The sequence below is a fragment of the Actinomadura physcomitrii genome (assembly GCF_008923205.2).
GTDB lineage: Bacteria > Actinomycetota > Actinomycetes > Streptosporangiales > Streptosporangiaceae > Spirillospora > Spirillospora physcomitrii.
Window position 1 is genome coordinate 196,862 of sequence record NZ_WBMS02000005.1, and the last position, 14,287, is coordinate 211,148.

The 14,287-nt window shown below is 74.7% G+C and carries 14 protein-coding genes; 8 read left to right on the forward strand and 6 right to left on the reverse strand.

The window, feature by feature from the left end; translation table 11 throughout:
- The first annotated feature begins 20 nt into the window (after window positions 1-20).
- On the forward strand, window positions 21-233 hold the full coding sequence (locus tag F8568_RS08635; RefSeq protein WP_151592961.1) for a dodecin: 213 nt from the start codon (window positions 21-23) through the stop codon (window positions 231-233).
- Window positions 234-373: 140 nt separating this feature from the next.
- Here the strand turns inward: F8568_RS08635 and F8568_RS08640 are convergent, their stop codons facing one another.
- Both F8568_RS08640 and F8568_RS08645 read right to left on the reverse strand, forming a co-directional pair.
- The gene (locus tag F8568_RS08640) at window positions 374-1,750 is read right to left on the reverse strand and encodes a metallopeptidase TldD-related protein (protein ID WP_151593079.1); all 1,377 of its coding nucleotides are present in this window, start codon (window positions 1,748-1,750) and stop codon (window positions 374-376) included.
- 5 nt (window positions 1,751-1,755) lie between these two features.
- A complete protein-coding gene (locus tag F8568_RS08645; RefSeq protein WP_151592962.1) occupies window positions 1,756-3,255 on the reverse strand; it encodes a TldD/PmbA family protein in 1,500 nt (499 codons plus the stop codon).
- A 238-nt stretch (window positions 3,256-3,493) separates the two neighbouring features.
- Between F8568_RS08645 and F8568_RS08650 the strand changes: the two genes are divergently transcribed.
- A complete protein-coding gene (locus tag F8568_RS08650; RefSeq protein WP_151592963.1) occupies window positions 3,494-4,198 on the forward strand; it encodes a beta-ketoacyl-ACP reductase in 705 nt (234 codons plus the stop codon).
- Between the two features lie 4 nt (window positions 4,199-4,202).
- Complete coding sequence (gene fabI, locus F8568_RS08655; RefSeq protein ID WP_151592964.1) at window positions 4,203-4,991, forward strand: enoyl-ACP reductase FabI; 789 nt, start codon at window positions 4,203-4,205, stop codon at window positions 4,989-4,991.
- 58 nt (window positions 4,992-5,049) lie between these two features.
- Here the strand turns inward: fabI and F8568_RS46635 are convergent, their stop codons facing one another.
- The 3 genes from F8568_RS46635 to F8568_RS08665 form a co-directional block, all read right to left on the reverse strand.
- The gene (locus F8568_RS46635; RefSeq protein ID WP_151592965.1) at window positions 5,050-5,709 is read right to left on the reverse strand and encodes a hypothetical protein; all 660 of its coding nucleotides are present in this window, start codon (window positions 5,707-5,709) and stop codon (window positions 5,050-5,052) included.
- A gap of 144 nt (window positions 5,710-5,853) precedes the next feature.
- Window positions 5,854-7,572, reverse strand: coding sequence for a helix-hairpin-helix domain-containing protein (locus tag F8568_RS08660; RefSeq protein ID WP_151592966.1), 1,719 nt, complete (start codon window positions 7,570-7,572; stop codon window positions 5,854-5,856).
- Window positions 7,573-7,976: 404 nt separating this feature from the next.
- The gene (locus F8568_RS08665) at window positions 7,977-8,930 is read right to left on the reverse strand and encodes an aldo/keto reductase (RefSeq protein ID WP_151592967.1); all 954 of its coding nucleotides are present in this window, start codon (window positions 8,928-8,930) and stop codon (window positions 7,977-7,979) included.
- 273 nt (window positions 8,931-9,203) lie between these two features.
- On the opposite strand from F8568_RS08665, the gene F8568_RS08670 reads away from it, so the two are divergent.
- Window positions 9,204-10,022 carry an undecaprenyl-diphosphate phosphatase gene (locus F8568_RS08670; protein ID WP_151592968.1) on the forward strand — a complete coding sequence of 273 codons (819 nt, stop codon included), beginning with the start codon at window positions 9,204-9,206 and terminating at the stop codon, window positions 10,020-10,022.
- A 101-nt stretch (window positions 10,023-10,123) separates the two neighbouring features.
- Window positions 10,124-10,768 (forward strand): hypothetical protein, encoded by a 645-nt coding sequence (locus F8568_RS08675; RefSeq protein WP_151592969.1) that lies wholly within the window; start codon window positions 10,124-10,126, stop codon window positions 10,766-10,768.
- An 8-nt stretch (window positions 10,769-10,776) separates the two neighbouring features.
- Here F8568_RS08675 and corA read toward each other — a convergent pair whose 3' ends face one another.
- Complete coding sequence (corA, locus tag F8568_RS08680) at window positions 10,777-11,748, reverse strand: magnesium/cobalt transporter CorA (protein ID WP_151592970.1); 972 nt, start codon at window positions 11,746-11,748, stop codon at window positions 10,777-10,779.
- A gap of 85 nt (window positions 11,749-11,833) precedes the next feature.
- On the opposite strand from corA, the gene F8568_RS08685 reads away from it, so the two are divergent.
- The 3 genes from F8568_RS08685 (at window position 11,834) to F8568_RS08695 (ending at window position 13,991) form a co-directional block, all read left to right on the forward strand.
- Window positions 11,834-12,559, forward strand: a complete 726-nt coding sequence (locus F8568_RS08685; protein ID WP_151592971.1) for a histidine phosphatase family protein — start codon at window positions 11,834-11,836, stop codon at window positions 12,557-12,559.
- Window positions 12,560-12,569: 10 nt separating this feature from the next.
- Complete coding sequence (locus tag F8568_RS08690; RefSeq protein ID WP_151592972.1) at window positions 12,570-13,121, forward strand: DUF3090 domain-containing protein; 552 nt, start codon at window positions 12,570-12,572, stop codon at window positions 13,119-13,121.
- A 93-nt stretch (window positions 13,122-13,214) separates the two neighbouring features.
- Window positions 13,215-13,991 carry an SCO1664 family protein gene (locus F8568_RS08695; protein ID WP_151592973.1) on the forward strand — a complete coding sequence of 259 codons (777 nt, stop codon included), beginning with the start codon at window positions 13,215-13,217 and terminating at the stop codon, window positions 13,989-13,991.
- Window positions 13,992-14,287: the final 296 nt, after the last annotated feature.

A 14,287-nucleotide genomic window follows, 5' to 3' on the forward strand; every position in this document is an offset into this window, starting at 1 on the left:
CAAGACATGGGAGGCATCACATGACGGACCGCACGTACCGGGTGACGGAGATCGTCGGGACCTCGCCGGAGTCCGTGGAGACCGCCGTCCGCAACGGCATCAGGCGCGCCTCGCAGACCCTGCGCCACCTCGACTGGTTCGAGGTGAAGGAGGTGCGCGGCCAGATCGAGGACGGCGAGGTAGCGCACTACCAGGTGACCATGAAGGTCGGCTTCCGCCTAGAAGACACCTGAGCAAGGCGCCAAAGGCGCCGGGGGTGTGGGGGCGGATCCCCCACCGGGGTTGACCGGAGCCTAGAGCGGAGCGCCAGCGGAGCGCGAGGCGACGGTCAACCCCGCAGCGGGGGGTGTGGGGGGTCGCCCCCCACACACACTTAAGACGCCTGCGACACCGTCGACATGTTGAAGTCGGCGACCCGCAGCGCGGGCATGGCGGCGCGGGTGAAGTAGTCCGACCATTCGCGCGGCAGCGTCGGGACGGTCCCGCCGACCTCGGCGAGGCGGGACAGCAGGTCGACGGGGCTCTCGTTGAACCGGAAGTTGTTCACGGCCCCGACGACCTCGCCGTTCTCGACGAGGTAGACGCCGTCGCGGGTGAGGCCGGTCAGCAGCAGGCTCTGCGGGTCGACCTCGCGGATGTACCACAGGCAGGTGAGCAGCAGCCCCCGCTCGGTGCGGGCGATCATCTCATCGAGGGACGCGCCGCCGCCGGGGCCGGTCATCGACAGGTTGTCGATCGACGGGGTGAGCGGCAGGCCGGTGCGCTCGGCGGAGTGCCGGGTCTGGGCGAGCGAGGTGAGGGTGCCGTCGGCGATCCAGTCGGTGGCGCCGAGGGGGAGGCCGTTGTCGAACACCGACGCCTCGCGGCTGGAGGCGTGCGCGACGACGAACGGGGCGCATTCCCGGCCGGGCGCGGCGGGGTCGCTGGACAGCGTGACGGGCAGGCTCGCGAGCTTCTCGCCGACGCGGGTGCCGCCGCCGGGGGCGCTGAACACCGTCCGGCCGTCGGCGGCGTCCTGCGCGCCCGCGGACCAGTACAGGTAGATCATCAGGTCGGCGACGGCGGACGGCGGCAGGATCGTCTCGTACCGCCCGGCGGGCAGGTCGACGCGGCGGTCGCCCCAGCCGAGCCGGCGGGCGAGGCCGGCGGCCAGGCCGGGGACGTCGACGTCGGTGAAGTCGCGGGTGCCGGCGCCCGTCCAGGCGGAGCCGCCGGCGCCCTTGGCGTTCAGCTCGAGCAGCCCGGTCGGCTGGTCGTGGCGCAGCCGCAGCCCGGCGGAGCTGCCGAGGAACGTCGAGGTCTGCACGTGGTTGGCGAACCCGTACAGCCGGTTCCCGGCGGACTCGGCGGCGGCGAACGCCTCGCCGAGGGCGGGCGCGACGCCCGCGAACACGCCGATGCCGGTCTCGGCGGGCGGGTCGTCCCAGCCGGTGGCGGCGGGCCCGTCGGTGACGAGCGGCGCGGCGTCCTCGGCGGCCTCGTTGCCGGCGGCGTCGGCCTCGGCGGCGCGGACGAGGTCCTCGATGCCGTCGGCGCCGACGGCGGACCGCGACACCACGCCCGCGGCGACGCCGTCGCCGGTGCGGCGCAGCGCGATCACGGTGAGCCGCGCGGAGCGGGTGACGCCGTTGGTGGTGAGGGTGTTGCCCGCCCACCGCAGGTTCGCGGTGGTGGACTCGTCGGCGATGACGATGCAGTCGTCGGCGCGGGACAGGGCGAGCGCCCGTTCCACGGCCTCCTGCGGCCTGATCGTGCTCACTGGCCGGCCTCCTGCAGGGTGTTGAGGATGTTGACGCCGCGGAACAGCGCGGACGGGCAGCCGTGGCTGACCGGCGCGACCTGCCCCGGCTGGCCCTTGCCGCAGTTGAACGCGCCGCCGAGCACGTAGGTGTCCTCGCCGCCGACGGCCTCCATCGAGTTCCAGAAGTCGGTGGTGGTGGCCTGGTAGGCGACGTCGCGGAGCTGGCCGGCGAGCCGGCCGTTCTCGATCCGGTAGAACCGCTGCCCGGTGAACTGGAAGTTGTACCGCTGCATGTCGATCGACCAGCTCTTGTCGCCGACGATGTAGATGCCGCGGTCGACGCCGGAGATCAGCTCGTCGGTGGACGGCCCGCCCGGCGCGGGCCGCAGCGACACGTTCGCCATCCGCTGGATCGGCATGCTGGACGCGGCGTCGGCGAAGGCGCAGCCGTTGGAGCGGTCGGCGCCGGTGAGCCGGGCGATGCGCCGGTCGGTCTGGTAGCCGGTGAACAGGCCGCCGGTGACGATGTCGAACGACTGGGCCCGCACGCCCTCGTCGTCGTAGCCGATGGTGGCGAGGCCGTGTTCGGTGGTGCGGTCGCCGGTGATGTTCATGACCTCGGAGCCGTACCGCAGGTTCCCGAGCTTGTCGGGGGTGGCGAACGAGGTGCCGGCGTAGGCGGCCTCGTAGCCGAGCGCGCGGTCCAGCTCGGTGGCGTGCCCGATCGACTCGTGGATGGTCAGCCACAGGTTGGACGGGTCGACGACGATGTCGTACGCGCCGGCCTCGACGCTGGGCGCGGCGAGCTTCTCGGCGAGCAGCTCGGGGATGCGGGCGAGCTCGCCGTCCCAGTCCCAGTGGGCGCCGGTCAGCCACTCCCACCCGTATCCGGCGGGCGGCGCGAGGGTCCGCATCGTGTCGAACACGCCGCCCACGATGCCGACGGCGTTCACGACGGGGTGCAGCCGGACGCGCTGCTGGGTGGTGACGGTGCCGGCGAGGTCGGCGAAGAACTTGTTCTCCTTGACCTGCAGCAGGGTCGCGTCGACGTGGTCGACGCGGGCGTCGGCGAGCAGCCCGCGGCTCCAGTCGGCCAGCAGCGCGATCTTCTCGCCGGTCGGCACGTCGAACGGGTCGGTCTCGTAGGCGGACACCCAGGTGCGCTCGCCGTGCGCGGGCTCGGGCGCCAGCTCGATGGGCTCGCGGTTGACGGCGCGGGCGACGGCGGCGACCTCGACGGCCTGCTCGGCGACCCGCGCGGCGCCGGCCGCGGTCAGGTCGATGCCGGCGGCGAAGCCCCAGGTGCCGTCCTTGACGACGCGGACCGACAGGCCCACGTCGTCGGCGTCCAGCGCGGTCTCCAGGGCGGCGTCGTGCAGCGCGAGGGTCTGGCTGCGGATGCGTTCGAGGCGGAAGTCGGCGTGCTCGGCGCCGAGTTCCCGGGCCCGGGCGAGGGCCGCGTCGGCCAGCGCGCGCAGCGGCAGCGCGGTGAAGGCGGGATCGATGTCATGCACCTTCCGCAACCTACCCGGAGATCGCTCCCGCCCCACCGGTGCGGCGTGGCGAACAAAGCGGGGGTGCGGATCTTGTCGGTAAGGCACATCCTGTTCCCGCGCGGGGGCCGCTAGGGTCAGGCGATGTCGTCCCAGGACGGCGACTCCGGAGGCGGCCGCCCCGCCGCGGGCGGCCCCGCGCGCGCCGCGAGCCGCGCGCCGGAGACCGGAACGGATAACAGCCTACGAGAGGGTCGTGATGAGTCGCTCTGTCCTCGTGACCGGGGGGAACCGGGGCATCGGCCTGGCCATCGCCCGCGAGCTGGCCGCGGCGGGCGACGCCGTCGCCGTCACCTACCGGTCGGGCGAGCCCCCGGAGGGGCTGTTCGGCGTCCGCTGCGACGTGACCAGCGCCGAGGACGTCGACGCGGCCTTCGCGAAGGTCGAGGCGGAGCAGGGCAAGGTCGAGGTGCTCGTCGCCAACGCGGGCATCACCAAGGACACGCTGCTGGCGGTGATGAGCGAGGAGTCGTTCACCTCGGTGCTCGACACCAACCTGACCGGCGCGTTCCGGGTCGCCAAGCGCGGCGTGAAGGGGATGATGCGGGCCCGCAAGGGGCGCATCGTGCTGGTGTCGTCGGTGGTCGGGCTGCTCGGCTCGCCGGGACAGGCGAACTACGCCGCGTCCAAGGCGGGCCTGGTCGGGTTCGCGCGGTCGCTGGCTCGCGAGCTGGGGTCGCGCAACATCACGGTGAACGTGGTCGCGCCGGGGTTCGTCGACACCGACATGACCGCGGTGCTGACCGAGGACCAGCAGAAGGGGATCACCGCGGCGATCCCGCTGGGCCGGATCGCGCGGCCCGAGGAGGTCGCGAAGGCGGTGGCGTTCGTGGCGAGCGAGGACGCCGCCTACATCACCGGGGCCGTGATCCCGGTGGACGGCGGCCTGGGAATGGGGCACTGACGGCATGGGAATCCTCGAAGGCAAGCGCATCCTGGTCACCGGCGTCCTCACCGACGCCTCGATCGGCTTCCACGTCGCGCGGGTCGCGCAGGAGCAGGGGGCCGAGGTGGTGCTGACCGCCTACCCGCGGCCGACCCTCACCGCGCGGACCGCGAAGCGGCTGCCGTCCGGTCCGGAGAACCCGCCGCCGGTCATCGAGCTCGACGTGATGAACACCGAGCAGCTGGACGCCCTCGAGGGCAACCTGCGCGCGCACGGCTTCGACCACCTCGACGGGGTCGTGCACGCGATCGGGTTCGCGCCGCAGACCGCGCTCGGCGGCAACTTCCTGGAGACGCCCTGGGAGGACGTCGCGACGGCGGTGCACGCCTCGACGTACTCGCTGAAGTCGCTGACGATGGCGTGCCTGCCGCTGATGAAGGGCGGCGGCTCGGTCGTCGGCCTGGACTTCGACGCCACCAAGTCGTGGCCGGTGTACGACTGGATGGGCGTGGCGAAGGCCGGCCTGGAGTCGTGCGCCCGGTACCTGGCCAAGTACCTCGGCCCGCAGGGCATCCGCGTCAACCTCGTCGCGGCGGGCCCGCTGGCCACGATGGCGGCCAAGAGCATCCCCGGGTTCGAGGGGATGACGGAGCTGTGGCCGAAGGCGGCGCCGCTCGGCTGGGACATCAAGGACAGCGAGCCGACCGCGCGGGCGTGCGTGGCGCTGCTGTCGGACTGGTTCCCCGCCACCAGCGGCGAGATCGTCCACGTGGACGGCGGCCTGCACTCGATCGGCGCGCCGGACGTGTAGTCCGGGCGGATGACGAGGCCCCTCCCCCCGACCGGGGGAGGGGCCTTTCGTGTTCGCGTCAGCGGCGGCGGGCGGCGGCGGACCGGCGCAGCGAGCGGCCCGCGACGCTGATGTTGAGCGCGGCCACGGCGCCCGCGGCGCCCGCGGCGGCGGCCACCCAGAGCATCTGGTCGCCGTCGCGCTCGGAGGACGCGACGGGCGAGATGAGGCGCGTCTGCGGCATCGCGGCGGTGCCCGGGGCGGCGCGGTAGGCGTTCGGGTCGGCCGCGATCTCGGGGGTGGGCAGGACGCCCGGCAGCCCGGAGGAGGGCAGGGGCGCCTTGCCGTCGTAGGGTTTGAGGCCTTCGCCGCCGGTCATCGCGGACGCCCCGCCGCCCGCGCCGCCGGACGGCGCCGAGCCCGATCCGCCCGATCCGCCCGATCCGCTTGATCTGCCACTGCGGGCGGGCGCCTTGGTCTTCTTCGGCGCCTTCGGGGCGGCGGGCTTCTTGGTCTGCTCGGTGGGCGTCGGCTTCGGCGTGGGGGTCGGTGTCGGGGTCAGCGCCTTGCGCAGGTTGCCGAGGTTGCACTTCCAGTTCTCGATGGTGCTGGCCGGGTCGGTGCCCTTCTTGCAGGTCTCCGCCGCCGCCTCGCCCGCGGGCGCGGCCAGGACCAGGACCAGGGCGCCCGCCGAGACCGCGGCCGAAGCCGTACCGAGCCGCCTGAGCCGCTGGGGCATGTCGCTCCTCCGCCTACCGGTGATGCTGTTGTTGACATCTGGTCCAACGAAAGGAGGACGCAGAGGTCACGGTCAAAACGCGCGCCAATTGGTCAGATCGTGCCCCATGAATGGCCGACCGTAAACCGCGACACGGCGCTTTCTTTACCGCATCACCAGACGCGCCAGCCGCGTCCGCCGCTCGCGCGCCCCGGTCTCCCTGACCGCCCTGGCCAGCGCCGGTCCGGCCGCCTGCACCACCGACAGGTGCCGGCGCGCCAGCCCGAACGCGGTGGCCACCAGCGGCCGCGACAGGCCGTCCGGCACCAGCACCGCGACGACCGCCGGGCGGCGCGTCCCGCGCGCCTGCGCGACCGGCACCGCCCACCCGTGCCGCAGCCGCGCCGCGTCCGCCGGCGCGATCGTCACCGCTCCGCCGGGGAACTCCACCTCCAGCCCGCGCGGGCCGCCTGCGGTCACCACACCGGTCTCGCCGACCGCCGCCGAGGGCAGCGGCGCCGCCACCACCACCCGGTCGCCGGGGTCCATCCCGCCGAACGCGCCGGGCCCGGGGTTCAGCTTCGCCTTCAGCGCCGCGTTCAGCGCCGCGGTGCCCGCCTCGCCGCCCGCGGCGGCCGCGACGACCTGGACGTCCTCCACCGCGATCCCGAGCGCCCGGGGGATCGAGTCGGTGACGAGCTGCACGGCCCGGTGCACCGCCTCGGCCGGGTCACCCGCGGGCACGATCACCACCTCGCGGCCCGGCGCGTCCACGGCCGCCAGCTCGCCGCCCCGCACCGCCTCGGTGAGCGCCGCGACGGGACCGGCCGGCGGCCCGGCGTCCAGCTCGACCACCGGGACGGTCTCGGAGGCCTCCAGGTCGTCCAGCGGGCGGCCGGGACCGGCGGGCGGCGGCGAGCCCGGCTCGGCGCACAGCACGAGGTGCGCGCCGTCCGGGCACGCCTCGACCAGCACCGCGCACAGCTCGACGTCGAGCGCCGCCGCCTCCGTCACCACCAGCAGGTCCAGCTCGAACGGCCGCTGCTCCCCGCGCCCGTACACGACGGCGCCGGGCGCCGCCGCGGCGCCGTCCTGCGGCTCCAGCAGGCGGTGCAGGCTCGCCACCACCGGTGCCGTCCCCTCGCCGGGGAGCGCCTCGGGGAGCGCGGTGGCGAGGTCGGCGGCGGCCCGCTCGGTCGGCGCGGCCACCGCGGCGCGCAGCCCCCGCGACGCGGCGGCGGCCGCGATGCCGGCGGCGGCCTCGGCGAGGGCGCCGGGCGCGCCGCGCAGCACGCTGACGCCGGTGCGCAGCGCGGCGGTGAGCGCGAGCGAGCGGTCCTCGGGCAGCCCGGCCCGCAGCTCCTTGACGGCCGCGTCGTCCGGCAGCGGCGCGGCGGTGAGCGTCAGCCGCTGGAACCCTTCGGCCGCCGCCTCCTCCGCCAGCGCCCACCGCGCCGGCCCGAGCGTCTCCTCCGGCTCGGGTGGCTCGGCGTCCTCGTCGAAGGACTCCTCGTCGAACTCCGGCTCCTCGGTGAGCGTGACGACCTCGCCGCCGTCCAGCGCCGCCTCGACCGCGGCGCGCGCGTCCGCGACGCGGGCGCGCTCGAGCGCGGACACCACGTCGGCGAGGGGCGTGACGGTGTGGCCGCGGCGGGCCGCCTCGGTGAGCAGGTGCAGGACGAGCGCGCCGCCGCGCCGGGGATCGCCGGGCCGGGCGTCCGGGCCGAGCAGGGCGCGCGCGAAGTGGTCGGCCTGCTCCGGCCGGACGCCGGGGACGGCGAGCAGCCGCCACGGGTCCTCGCGCAGCCGCGCGGCGGCGCCCGGGCCGAGCCGCGCCGCCGTCCGGGCGGCCAGGGCGGCGGGGACGCCCGCGGAGGCGAACAGCTCGTCGAGAGCGGCCCGGCCCTCCCCGGCGTCGGCGGGCGTGTCGGCGGGCGCGGGCGCCCCGGGGCGGGCGGGTCCCTGCGGCCCGGCCCCCTGCGGGCCGGCGGTCCGTCCGGGCGGGCGGCCTCGGCGGCGCGGGCTCCGGCGGCCTCGGCCGCGCGCAGCGCCTCAGCGGCGCGCGCGGCCCGCTCCCGCGGGGACTCGGAGGAGGAGTTGTCGATGTCGGGTGGGGTGTCGGTCACGGGCTTCCCGTCGCGGCTTCTCACGGTTGGCGGTGGACCGTCCCGAGCGTGCCACGGACGGCCCGCCCGGTCACGGAAGCGGGCACAGGGCCGGTCGCGGAGCCGGTCACGCAGGCCGGCACGCGGGGGGCGGTCACGCGGGCGGCCACGGGGCGGGCGCGGTCACTGGTGCGCCGGGGACATGTCGGAGACGTCGTCCAGGGCGGACCGGATCTCGTTCGGCAGCGTCAGGTCCTCGCTGTCCAGGATCGCCTCCAGCTGAGCGGCGGTGCGGGCCCCGACGACCGGGGCGGCCACCCCCGGCCGGTCCCGCACCCAGGCGAGCGCCACGCTCAGCGGCGACACGCCGAGGCCCTCGGCGGCGGTCACCACCGACTCCACGATCCGCGCGCACTCCTCGTCCAGGTACGGCTGGACGAAGTCGGCGAAGCGCGGCGCGGCGGCCCGCGACCCGGCGGGGATGCCGGTGCGGTACTTGCCGGTCAGCACGCCCCGCCCGAGCGGCGAGAACGGCAGCAGCCCGGCCCCCGCGTCCAGCGCCGCCGGCACCACCTCGCGCTCGATGTCGCGGCTCAGCAGCGAGTACTCCAGTTGCGCCGACACGATCGGGGCGCGCCCCGGCCAGGCGCGCTGCCACGCCGCCGCCTTGGCCACCTGCCAGCCCGCGTAGTTGGACACGCCCACGTACCGGGCCCGGCCCGACGCCACCGCCTCGTCCAGCGCCGACAGCGTCTCCTCCAGCGGCGTCGCCGGGTCGTAGACGTGCAGCTGCCACAGGTCGACGTGGTCGAGGTCCATCCGGTCCAGGGACGCGTCCAGGGCGCGCAGCAGGTGCCGCCGCGACCCGTCGTAGCGGCCGTTCGGCCGGATCGCCGCCTTCGTGGCGACGACCAGGGAGTCGCGGTCGACGACCTCGCGCAGCAGCGCCCCGAGGATCCGCTCGCTGTCGCCGTCGCAGTAGACGTCGGCGGTGTCCACCAGCGTGCCGCCGGCCTCCGCGAACGCCACGAGCTGCGCCGCGGCCTCGTCCGGGCCGGTGTCCTGGCCCCACGTCATGGTGCCCAGCCCGAGCCGGGACACCAGCAGCCCGCTCCGCCCGAGGTGACGCTCCTTCATAGGCGGTCAATCTAGCGGTCATCGCGGCCCTCCCACGGCGCCGTCACCGTCCGCACCGGCCCGGTGACGTGCGCGGAGACAGGTGAACGGCAGGTGACGGGGGCATGAGCATGATCGGTCCCGCCGGTGACGGGCGGGGGTGTCGCCGCAGGTGGCGGGGCATCCCGCGGGCAGGCCGGCGCGCGGCCGGATTCGGAGCGCGGCGCGCGGCGGATACGCTTCACCGGGGTCGGCGCCGTGGCCGATCTCGCATTCGGAGGGAACCCGCCGCTCGTGAACGTCGTGGAAGCGACCGTGCTCGGGGTCGTCCAGGGGCTCACCGAGTTCCTGCCGATCTCCAGCTCCGGCCACCTGCTCATCGTGCCGAAACTGCTCGGCTGGAAGGACCCGGGCGCGGCGTTCACCGCCGTCATCCAGCTCGGCACCATGGCCGCGGTCGTCATCTACTTCTGGCGCGACCTCGTCCGCATCCTGACGACGTGGACCAGGAGCCTGTGGACGCCGGAGCTGCGCCCGCGGCAGGACGCGCGGCTCGGCTGGTACATCGGCCTCGGCACGATCCCGGTAGCGGTCATCGGCCTCGCCCTCAACGGCTTCATCGAGAACGGCGCCCGGAACCTGTGGCTGAACGCGTCCTCGCTGATCGTCCTCGGGCTGCTGCTGATGGTCGCCGAATGGGCCGGCATCGGCAAGCGCGAGGTCGCCGACCTGAACATGCGGGACGGGCTGATCATCGGCGGGTTCCAGGCGCTCGCGCTGATCCCCGGGTCGTCGCGGTCGGGGTCGACGATGACCGGGGCGCTGTTCCTCGGCTACACCCGCGAGGCCGCCGCCCGGTACTCGTTCCTGCTGTCGATCCCCGCGGTGGTGCTGTCGGGGCTGTTCGAGCTGCGCAAGGCGTTCGACGGGTCGCTGGAGGTCGTCCCCACCCTGATCGCGACCGCGGTGTCGTTCGTGGTCGGCTACGCGTGCATCGCCTGGCTGCTGAAGTTCCTCACCCGGCACTCCACGAACGTGTTCGTGTTCTACCGGGTGGCGCTCGGAGGCGTCCTGATGGGCCTGCTCGCCGCCGGTTCGATCTCGGCGACCTGACCCTCGCGCGCCGTCCCGTCCGTCCGGCGCGGCGGACCGGCGGCACGGAGATCCCGATGGGATCTGTTCCGGCGGTCGCGGCCGGGCTAAAGTGCCGGGCCATGGCCCCACCCCCGTACTCCGAGCACCTCCCGGAGGGCGACGGCGGCCCGTCCGCCGACCCGGTGTTCGGCGCCGGCCCCGGCGACGACCCCGGCTATCTCGCCTCGCTCCGGAACGCCACGGTGCTGGGGCGGATGCGGCTGATGATGCTGGTGCTCGTCGGCGCGCCGGTGCTGATCCTCGCGCTGACCCCGCTGATCGTCGACAACCGCGGCGGCGCCGCCGGGGGCGCCCCGCCGTGGATCTACGCGCCGCTGCTGCTCGCGGCGGCGGTCGCCGCACTGGCCGGGCCGCGCGCCCCGCTGCCGATGCCGCCGGGCGCCGAGCCGCCCGCAGCGGCGCGGCTGGCGCTGACGCAGTTCCGGCAGGCGGTGCTGCTGCGGTTCGCGCTGGCCGAGGGCGTGATCCTGCTGGGCCTCCCGCTGGCGATGATCGGGCACGCCGTGGTCGTGTTCGTCGCCGGGTTCGCCGTCGGCTACCCGCTGCTACTGTGGCTGGCGCTGCCGACCCGGGGCGGGGTCGAGCGGGTGCGCCGCCGGCTGGAGGCGCAGGGCGCCGAGTCGCACCTGTGGGCCGTGCTCCTGGCCGCGCCGCCGCCCGAGCTGCTCCCTGGCAGGACGCCCGGCCGCGACGCCGCCTACTAGCCCGCGCCCTACAGCCAGCCGCTCTTGCGGAGCCTGAGGTAGAGCAGGACGCACATCGCCGCCATCACCAGCAGCACCACCGGGTAGCCCCACGGCCAAGCCAGCTCCGGCATGTGCGTGAAGTTCATGCCGTAGATCCCGGCGATCGCGGTCGGCACCGCGATGATCGCCGCCCACGCCGAGATCTTGCGCATGTCCTCGTTCTGCCGCTTGCCGAGCAGCGCCAGATGCGCGTTCAGCACGCTGTTCAGCAGCTCGTTGTGCGCGTCGACCTGCGCGTCCACCCGCAGCAGGTGGTCGAGGACGTCGCGGAAGTACTCCCGGGTCCCGACGCACTCCGACACCCGGCCCTTCACGATCTCCCGCAGGACCGGCACCAGCGGGTCCTCCGCGGTGCGGAACTCCAGCACCTCCCGCTTCAGCGAGTAGATGTCGGCGGTGACGTCGCGGGCCCGCGGGTCGAACACCGCCCGCTCCAGCCCGATGATGTCGACCTCGACCTCGTGCGCGACCAGCCCGTACCGGTCCACCACCTCGTCGCACACCGCGTACAGCACCGCGGTCGCGCCGTGCTGGAGCAGGTCCTTGTCCTCCTCCAGCCGCTTGCGGACGGGGCCGAGCGGATTGCCGGCGCCGTGCCGCACGGTGACCGCGAAGTCCGCGCCGAGGAACACCATGATCTCGCCGACCTCGATGTCGGACGTCTCGTCGACGTAGGCGAGCGTCTTCAGCACCACGAACAGCGTGTCGTCGTAGCGCTCCATCTTCGGCCGCTGGTGCGCCGACACCGCGTCCTCCGCGGCGAGCGGATGCAGCCGCAGCTCGTCCTTGACGAGCTCGAACTCCTCCTCGTCCGGCTCGTACAGGCCGATCCACAGGAAGCAGTCGCCGTCCGCCCGCGCCAGGTCGAAGGCGTCGCTGATGTCGCCCTCGATGTCGCTGCGGACGCCGCCCGCGTAGATGGCCTTGTCCACGATCACGCTAGGCATTGTCGCGCATGCGGTCCGCCGCGCGGAATCGCGCCGGTGATCACATCCGGTCCGCGCATCTCCTACAGTGGCCGTTGTGACGACCCTTCTCCTGGTAAGGCACGGCCTGACCGCTATGACCGGCCCGGTGCTCGCCGGCTGGACCCCCGGCGTGCGGCTGGACGAGCGCGGCCGCGCGCAGGCCGCCGCGGTCGCCGGGCGCCTGGCGGCGCTGCCGCTCGCCGCGGTCGTCTCCAGCCCCCTCGACCGGTGCGTCGAGACCGCCGAGTCCGTCGCCGCCCCCCACTCCCGCGACGCCGGCGGCGCCGTCGACAAGGTCGAGATCGACGAGCGGTTCGGCGAGGTCCGCTACGGCGACTGGACGGGCCGCCCCCTCAAGGAGCTGGCCGAGGAGCCGCTGTGGCGGGTCGTGCAGGCCCACCCGAGCGCCGCCCGGTTCCCCGGCGAGGACGGCGAGGCGATGGCCGACGCCCAGCACCGCGCCGTCGCCGCCGTCCGCGACTGGAACGAGCGCGTCGCCGCCGCGCACGGCCCGGACGCCCTGTACGCGGTGTGCAGCCACGGCGACATCATCAAGGCGATCGTCGCCGACGCCCTCGGCCTCCACCTGGACCAGTTCCAGCGGATCCAGGCCGACCCCGCGTCGGTGACCGCGATCCGCTACACCGAGCTGCGGCCGTTCGTCGTCCGCCTCAACGACACCGGCGGCGACGTCGCGGCCCTCGTCCCCAAGCCGGACGAGGGCGATGACGGGAAAACCGGATCCGGGGCGAGTGACGCGGTCGTCGGCGGCGGCGCGTAGGGTCGATGCCATGCCCGTCATCTCCTACGACCTGCCGGAGCGGTTCGTCGCCGGCGCCGTCGGGCGCCCCGGCGACCGCGCCTTCTACCTGCAGGCCCGCGCGGGCCGCCGCGTCACCAGCGTCGGCTTGGAGAAGTTCCAGGTCACGCTGCTGGCGGAGCGGCTCGAGGAGCTGCTGGACGAGGTGCTGCGGCGCAGCGGCGGCGAGGCGCACGTCCCCGCCGTCACCCCCTCGGAGCTGCGCGACGACGGCCCGCTGGACCAGCCGGTCGAAGAGGAGTTCAAGGTCGGCACGATGGCCCTCGCCTGGGACCCCGACGACGAGCGGGTCGTCATCGAGGCGCAGGAGGTCACCGAAGGCGACGAGGAGGACGCCGAGGTCGGCGAGGACGACCCCGCCATCGCGGTGCTGCGGGTCCGGATCAGCGCCGCCCAGGCCCGCGCGTTCGCCGAGCGGGCGCTGCAGGTGGTCGCCGCCGGGCGGCCCCCGTGCCCGCTGTGCGGCCTGCCGCTGGACGCCGATGGCCACGTCTGCCCCCGCCAGAACGGATACCTGGGCTGAGATGCGCGCGGTCGGCACACCGGGGCGGGGCCCCGCCGCCCCTGACCGGGACCCGCACTGGATCAAGGACGGGCCGCCCGGGAGAATGAGCGCATGACGCAGTCCTCCCGGGACCGGGCCCCCGCCGGCGAGCCCGCCGGCGACCGGGTCTCCCCCCGCGACGTCCCCGCCGCCGAGCGGCTGCTGCTGGGCGGCCGGCTGGCGATCGAGGGCCGCCTCGTCCAGGCCTCCAACGCCACCCTGTACTGCACGGTCGAGCACGACGGCGTCAGCGCCGCCTGCGTCTACAAGCCCGTCGCGGGCGAGCGGCCCCTCTGGGACTTCCCCGACGGCACCCTCGCCGAGCGCGAGGTCGCCGCCTACGAGGTGTCCAAGACCATGGGCTGGGGCACCGTCCCCCCGACCGTCCACCGCGACGGCCCGTACGGGCCCGGCATGGTGCAGCTGTGGGTCGAGCCCGACCCCGACATCGACCTGGTCGCGCTGTCGCGCTCCGACGACGACGCGATCCGCCGCATGGCGGTGTTCGACGCCGTCGTCAACAACGCCGACCGCAAGATCGGGCACCTGCTGCCGCCCGGCGACGGCCGCGTCTACGGCTGCGACCACGGCGTCTGCTTCTCCGTGGAGTACAAGCTGCGGACGGTGCTGTGGCAGTGGCGCGGCAAGCCGCTCACCCCCGAGGCGGTCGAGGCCCTCACCCGCGTCGACCGCGCGCTGCGCGGCGGCCCCCTCGCCGCCCGCCTCGCCGAACTGCTCACCGAGGACGAGGTCGACGCCACCCGCCGCCGCGTCGAGCTCATGCTCAAGCACCGCATCCACCCGTACCCGCCCGAGGACTGGCCCGCCATCCCGTGGCCGCCCCTTTGATTGCATCGCCCTTGGCGTCAGGCCGCTAGACGGCCTTCCTTCGGCGGGCGATGCGGCGATCGCTAGCATCGCTCCGACTCGGCCCTGGGGGCCTCGCTGCGCGATCAGGTTCTCGCAGGCTCGAACCTGGCTTCGCACGCGATCGCAGCGCTCGAGGTTGTCGCGTGGTCGCGGTTCAAGCGTTGCGGGCGTCCAGGTCCGACTCGGCGCTAAGGTCTCGCTGCGCGGTCGGGCTTTCGCGGGCTCGGGCCTGGCCTTGCTCGTGGTCGCGTCGCGCGGGTTCGCGGGACCCCGGG